This window comes from Flavisolibacter ginsengisoli DSM 18119, assembly GCF_900129295.1.
GTDB classification, from domain to species: domain Bacteria; phylum Bacteroidota; class Bacteroidia; order Chitinophagales; family Chitinophagaceae; genus Flavisolibacter; species Flavisolibacter ginsengisoli.
The window spans coordinates 190,895-197,973 of record NZ_FQUU01000008.1 but is presented as its reverse complement, the minus strand read 5'-3'; the positions used below and the strand labels follow the sequence as shown (position 1 = coordinate 197,973).

Annotated in this window: 5 protein-coding genes; 2 read left to right on the top strand and 3 right to left on the bottom strand. The window is 42.8% G+C overall.

Features of this window, described 5'->3' with window-relative positions; translation table 11 throughout:
- The coding region (locus tag BUA53_RS11175) for a T9SS type B sorting domain-containing protein (protein WP_139256413.1) at positions 1-1,152 on the top strand (1,152 nt) is incomplete at its 5' end.
- An 8-nt stretch (positions 1,153-1,160) separates the two neighbouring features.
- Positions 1,161-2,177, top strand: a complete 1,017-nt coding sequence (locus BUA53_RS11170) for a PorP/SprF family type IX secretion system membrane protein (RefSeq protein WP_072835449.1) — start codon at positions 1,161-1,163, stop codon at positions 2,175-2,177.
- Positions 2,178-2,330: 153 nt separating this feature from the next.
- On the opposite strand, the gene bglX is transcribed toward BUA53_RS11170, so the two are convergent.
- From bglX to BUA53_RS11155, 3 genes are read right to left on the bottom strand one after another with little or no spacing between them, the layout of a single operon-like run.
- On the bottom strand, positions 2,331-4,631 hold the full coding sequence (gene bglX, locus BUA53_RS11165) for a beta-glucosidase BglX (RefSeq protein ID WP_072835448.1): 2,301 nt from the start codon (positions 4,629-4,631) through the stop codon (positions 2,331-2,333).
- Between the two features lie 4 nt (positions 4,632-4,635).
- Positions 4,636-5,289, bottom strand: a complete 654-nt coding sequence (locus tag BUA53_RS11160; RefSeq protein ID WP_072835469.1) for a GDSL-type esterase/lipase family protein — start codon at positions 5,287-5,289, stop codon at positions 4,636-4,638.
- Positions 5,290-5,317: 28 nt separating this feature from the next.
- Positions 5,318-7,075: a family 43 glycosylhydrolase gene (locus BUA53_RS11155; RefSeq protein ID WP_084079998.1), complete on the bottom strand. Its 1,758-nt coding sequence runs from the start codon at positions 7,073-7,075 to the stop codon at positions 5,318-5,320.
- Between the last annotated feature and the right edge of the window lie 4 nt (positions 7,076-7,079).

The following is a 7,079-nucleotide window of genomic DNA, read 5'->3' as shown; positions in this document are numbered from 1 at the left end:
CAGTGCCAGGATACGGTAACGCTGCACTTAACCATCAAACAATTGACTACATCCATTACAACAGTTACAGTATGTCCTAACCAATTGCCTTATACGTGGAATGGAAAACAATATACCCAGGCAGGTACATATACTTACATTACTACCAATGCAGCAGGTTGTGATTCGGTTGCTTCACTGGTACTGGAAATAGCACAGGTAATTACCGGCAACACAGATAACGTAACCGTTTGCGCCAATAGCCTTCCTTACGTCTGGAATGGTCAGAATATTATGCAGGCAGGTACCTATAATGCCACACTTAAAAACACGGCAGGTTGTGATTCGGTTGTGACATTAAACCTTGTAACCACACCTCTGGCAACTGCAACAGTTAGTGGAGGCAATCCAATTTGCGCAGGAGCCAGCACAACCCTGGCCATAACATTAACTGGTTCTGCTCCGTGGACGGTTGTATATTCTGATGGTGTAACCAATCATGTGATCAACAATATAGCTGCTTCGCCATATGAATTAACTGTATCACCAACGGCAACCACTACGTATACTTTATTGAGTGTTACAGATGCCAAGTGCAGTAATAACGCACCTAACAGTGCCATAACGATCACTGTTCAAACGCAGCAATCAGGTATAAGGTATCCGAATGTGACAACTACGGCCAACACAGCCACTCCATTGCAGGCAAGAAACCTGGGAAGTAACTATACTTACCAGTGGAACCCTCCTGTTGGATTGAACCGTACGGATGTAATTGATCCGGTATTTAATTATGACAATTCAGTGCAGTATACCATTACCCTTACGCCTGACAATGGCTGTAAAGTGATAGATACGGTGCTCGTCATTATGCGTGACCAGGGCCAATTGATCCGCTCCGATATATTTGTTCCAAAAGCATGGAGTCCTAATAAAGATGGGCATAATGATGTGTTGCGACCACTGTGTGTAAACATAGCCGAGATCTATTATTTCAGGATATTTGATCGTTGGGGTCAGTTGATGTTCGAGACCAATGAGATAGGTAAGGGTTGGGATGGTATATTTAATGGCAAGGCACAGGTGCAGGATGTGTATACCTGGACATTGGAAGCAAGAGGTGAAGATGGTAAACATTATAAACGGAGTGGTAATTCCATATTAATGAGGTAAAATTGTATATGAGAAAGATCCTGGTATTGACAGCTTTTATATGGGCCCTTGGGGCCGGGAAAAGCTATGCCCAGGATCCAAGCTTCTCCCAGTTTTTCTCTTCTCCGCTTAATATCAATCCTGCATTAACAGCCAATATTAATGCTGACTGGCGCATGGTTTCCAATCTCAGGGACCAGTGGATAGGACCTGCCAGTCCCTATATGACCGGCTCTATTTCCTATGACCGAAAGGTGATGCAAAATAAGATGTCTGGGGTTGAAGAGGGAAATGTGATGGGAGTGGGAGGGATGTTGATGTTTGACAGGGCCATGGGGGGAATAGCCAAAAGTATTTATGGATCACTGGATATTTCCTACCGGATCAAACTCATAGATGCAGGCAATAAGCACAAATTGGGAATTGGCTTCGGCGGTATTTATGGTCACCGCACTGTTGACTTTAGCCGGCTGGATTGGGAAGAGCAGTTTACAGGGTATGGATTTAATACAAATCTGCCTACAGGAGAGGCGGCCCTTGCCAATATGAAGGGGTACATTTCTTTAAGTGCAGGACTTACCTATAGCATCAGTAATGAAACCAGTAACCTTGATTTTGGAGTAGCAGCTTTTCATGTGAATAAGCCAAAGCAAACCTTCCTGGAGGATGATAAACAGGTATTGGCCATCCGCAAAGTGGGTCATGCCAATTATGAAACTTTCCTTGATGAGCGAACAGTGCTTAATATCAATGGCATTTACCAGTTCCAGGACCAGGCAAAGTATTTCTCTGTTGGTGGGGCTGTAGGTTATTACCTGGAAGATGAAAATGAATCTTTAATCACAGCAGGCGTATGGTACTGGTCAAAGAATGCCATTGTGCCGTATGTAGGCCTTGCCTATAAGGATATGCAGTTTGGTGTAAGCTATGATCTTACTGTTTCAAAACTCAACCAGGCTACCCGCAAACCTAATACGTTTGAGGTATCTGTCATTCTACGGGGAACTAAGCCAGCCACTGGCATTATTCCATGCCCCTGGAAGTAATAGAATCCATTCATAGCCTAGGTAGTTAATGCAGAAAAAACTCTTCACTTTTTCTCCAGTTATTTTATTCTTATTAATATCAGGACATATAGATTGAAAATAATAATGCCCATTCTTATCAGGAATGGGCATTATTGAAATAGGTTTATGATCTTATTTAGCCAACAATTTAAAAGAAGCTTCTTTCACATCTGATGAATTGGTACCAATGAATACTTTAAAGTCTCCAGGTTCTGAAACCCATTTCAGATCACTATTATAGAATTTGAGGTCATTTACTCCAATAGTAAAACTTACTTTCCTGGATTCACCTGGTTTGAGGCTTATTTTTTGAAAGCCTTTCAGTTCTTTTACCGGGCGGGATACACTACCCACCAAATCACGGATATATAACTGCACTACTTCCTTTCCTTCTTTAGTTCCCGTATTGGTAACCGTTACAGAGGCTGTGATTTTGTCCGTAGGGTGCATTTGATCCTTGCTTAGCGTGATATTGCTATAATTAAAACTGGTATAGCTTAATCCATAACCAAAGGGATATACGGGTTCGTTGGAAACATCGAGGTAATTGGACCTGAATTTCTGGAACCATTTTCCCTGTTCAAGGGGACGGCCTGTATTCATATGGCTGTAATAAATGGGTATCTGACCTACATTCTGAGGGAATGTTGTTGTCAGTTTCCCGGATGGATTCACATCACCAAACAATACATCACCAATGGCATTGCCTGCCTCAGAGCCTCCAAACCAAACATTCAGTATGGCTGGTACATGCTCCGATTCCCATTTGATGGTGAGGGGTCTACCGGTGAACAATACCAATACTACAGGTTTACCTGTTTTTAACAACGCAGCTAAAAGGTCTTTTTGTGTTTGGGGTATATCAATATTGGAACGGCTGGAACTTTCTCCACTCATTTCTGCCGCTTCACCTACAGCTGCTACAATAACATCGGCCTGTGCTGCAATGTCAAGTGCCTGTTGTAGTAAGGTTGCTGCAGAACTGGTATCGCGTTTCAGTGTTTTTCCAAACATGGTAGCTCTTTCAACGAATGCACTATCCGCATCCAGGTTGGCACCTTTTGCATAAAGTATTTTGGCATTATTCCCTGCCACATTTTTAAGTCCTTCTAATACAGTAATAGGCTTGGTGAAGTCCGTGGCTACACTCCAGGTACCAGGCATATTCTCACGTGCATCTGCCAATGGGCCTACCAATGCAATAGTACCGGATTTCTTAAGAGGCAGCACATTGTTTTGGTTTTTCAACAGCACAAAGCTTTCAGCGGCTATGCTCCTGGAATCTTTCAGGTTTTGGGGTGTATAGATCTCGGTTTTGGAGCGTTGAACATCGCAGTATTTGTAAGGATCATCAAACAGGCCCAGTTTATATTTAGCTTCCAGCACACGCCTGCAGGCTACATCTATTTCCTGCTGGGTAACCTTTCCCTCTTTTAATGATTTTTTTAATGTGGTCAGGAAGCCTTCACCCACCATGTCCATATCAACTCCGGCTTTAAGTGCCAATGCAGAAACAGTTTGGAGGTCACCCATGCCATGATCAATCATTTCATTGATGGCAGTATAATCTGTAACCACGAATCCTTTGAATCCCCACTGCTTACGTAAAAGGTCAGTCATCAACCAACGGTTGGCGCTGGCTGGTATTCCGTCGATTGTATTAAAAGAACTCATCACACTTCCGGCTCCGGCATCAATGGCTGCCTTATAAGGTGGCAGGTATTCATTGTACATGCGGAAATGACTCATATCCGTAGTATTGTAATCGCGTCCTGCTTCTGCTGCACCATATAATGCAAAATGCTTGACGCAGGCCATGATGGTATTGTTCTTTGTAAGATCCGTGCCCTGGTAACCTCTTACCATTGCCCTTGCAATCTCAGAACCCAGGTAAGGGTCTTCACCACTTCCTTCCGCAATACGTCCCCAACGCGGATCACGGGCAATATCTACCATAGGAGAGAACGTCCAGCAAATTCCATCCGCACTGGCTTCAGTGGCAGCTATCCTTGCAGATTTTTCTATTGCATCCATGTTCCAGGTACAGGCCAAACCCAACGGGATAGGGAAGGCCGTCTGGTAGCCATGGATGACATCCATTCCAAATATGAGGGGGATCTTCAGGCGGCTATCTTCTACGGCCACTCTTTGCACTTCCCTTATCTTTTCTACCCCTTTAATATTGAACAATCCACCTACCTTGCCAGCCTTGATCTTGCCGGCAATATCAGAACTGCTGGCCTGGCCTGTTGTAATATCTCCGGCCCCCGGTAAGTTCAATTGACCCAGCTTTTCATCAAGGGTCATTTTGCTCATCAGGTTTTTGACAAAGCTGTTCATTTTAGTATCACCGATATTACTCTTAGCCTGGCTGCTGGCGCTATTAGCTGCGAACAGCAACAAGGCTGCTGCTATTATTTTGAATCCTTTCATTGCTTTATTTTAAAAGATATGGTTTAATTATTTCCTGCCATAAGGCGTAGCCCTTTTCATTCATGTGTAAATTATCTTCAATAAAGATATCACTCCTCGGTTTATGGTCAGCCCCGAGCATGGCATCATAAATATTGATAAAGGCGCTGTTTTTTTGTTTTGCCAGGAATGCTTTGATCATGGCATTGGCCCTTTTCATTTTTGGCATAAGATGCACACGGCTGGGGCTGGGTTTTATAGATACATAGGCAATATTTGCTTTCGGTTCATTCTTGCGGATGATATTAAACAATGTCTTAAACCTGCTTAATACCATTAGTGGCGTTACTGCATCTGAAGAAGCCAGGTCATTATCACCACAATAAATAACTACCTGTTTTGGATGGTATTTCAAAATGGTCTCAGGTGCAAAATGGATAACATCCGGTAGTGTTGAACCACCGAAACCCCTGTTGATAATAGTATAGCCAGGGAAATAATCAGATACATTCGTCCACTTGGTAAAAGAAGAACTGCCAACAAATACGATTGCATGGCGGGGAGGTGCAGAAATGCTATCAGCTCTTTTGAATGCCTGGATATCATTTTGATACGGTACCTGGGCCACTACAGTTTCCTTGCATCCTGCGAGGATCATTAAGCCGATCAGGAATTTCATAATTCTTATCATACGCTGCTATTTAAGATTAATCAACACGCATCACTTTTGTTCTTTGTGATACCCCATTTTCATTGATGGCCTCAATCTGGAAATAATAAGGCTTCGTTCTATCCATACCCTTATAATAATATTCATTGGCATTATAGATCATGATATTATTATACAATTTATCAGGAGCTGTGCCCATATAAATATTGTAAGCATAGGCATTATTTACCGGCTCCCATTTGATCCAGGCACTTCGTTTGTCCTTTTCAGTTCTCAATACAATAAAACTTTTTACTGTATCAGGAATATTTCCTGGCCCTTTCCCAAAAACCCGGAAGCCACTGATAGCAAATTTGCCCGTGGGCATATGTATATTTTCCAGCTTCAGAAATCTTGTTTGTACAGGTTTGGATAGTTCAATGTAATCATGTGGCACATCTGTCCTGTTCTTGCTTTTATCTATCAATAGCTGCCATTTTTTACCATCATTGGACTCATAGATCTTATATTGGTGGTAAACATTCAATGACTTTCCCAGGAATGAGGAATCTACATCCTGGTCAGCATAATTTAGCTGTATGGCATTTACTGTAGACATTGCACCAAGATCTGTTTGTATCCATTCTCCTTTGTCTGCTGACCTGGCGCTCCAATAGGATTTGATGTTTTCATCAACGGCATTATTGGGATAGTAGCTGCCGAGTGTGGATGATACCTGTACCGGTTTATTATAATTCAGCAACATCCACCCTGTGAATCCCCCATGTTCTGCTTTGTCCTGGTAGGGTGCCCAATGGGGATAATCACCGAAGGCTGTATTGCACCACATCACATCATCCTTATCAAAGCCGGCAGGCCATATGCCCAGTCGGCGTTCAAAATTATTCTTCACTGAAATAGAGATGGTAGATATGTGCCAATAGTTGTTTTGATTATCCGTGAAAGTAGAACCATGTCCTGCTCCGCGGGCAAACCCACCAGCTTTCCAGGAGAGTGGGTCTGATTGTGGAGTGAAATAACCTAATGGTTCCGGGCCGACAACTACACCATCTGCATAGCCGCTGAATTCTGTACCGGGAGCTCCATATTGTAAATAATATTTTCCATTGTGTTTGGTCATCCAGGCACCTTCGATAAAAGGATCAAGGAATGTATTGTCAAGGTATTCTCCAAATCTTTGCCATCCATACCTGTCCGGTTCCAACAGGTACATTTCTTTTCTTGTTCCTATCGGCTGCATGGTTTTTCTATTCAATTCCACGCCATATAAAGGATATTTATTGCTGCTTCCATTATACATATAAAACCGGCCGTCAGTGTCTGTGAAAAATGCAGGATCCCATCCCCCGATATCGAATGAATCCACAAGAGGTTTCCATTCATTAGCCTTAGGATTGGTACTCATCCAGATAGTGAATTGACGGGTATAGGTAGATCCGAATACAAGCATGGTATCGCCAATGATCCCTACTGCGGGTGCACACAATTCGTCATATCCTTCATTCCAGGGTCGGAGGAATCGTTTGGATACATAATTCCATTTGAGCATGTCATGACTCCACCAATATCCCCACTGGTTGGTAGAAAACAGGTAAAAGTCTCCTTTGTAGTTAACGATCACAGGGTCTGCCGTTGCCCTGTGTCTTCCCCATTCACTGAAATTAGGTATGGGCGTATAGCCATAATCAATATTAATGGGGTTGCAAAAGGTTTTTTGATTTGCCTGGGCGAACAATTCATTTTTGCCAGGAATAATAAACAAGAGCGATAAGAGATAGCGGGTAAATTTCTTCATAGTG

Coding starts and splice junctions, on each gene's coding strand:
- BUA53_RS11155 (WP_084079998.1), bottom strand. CDS start 7,075: ATGAAGAAATTTACCCGCTATCTCTTATCGCTCTTGTTTATTATTCCT.
- bglX (WP_072835448.1), bottom strand. CDS start 4,631: ATGAAAGGATTCAAAATAATAGCAGCAGCCTTGTTGCTGTTCGCAGCT.
- BUA53_RS11160 (WP_072835469.1), bottom strand. CDS start 5,289: ATGAAATTCCTGATCGGCTTAATGATCCTCGCAGGATGCAAGGAAACT.
- BUA53_RS11170 (WP_072835449.1), top strand. CDS start 1,161: ATGAGAAAGATCCTGGTATTGACAGCTTTTATATGGGCCCTTGGGGCC.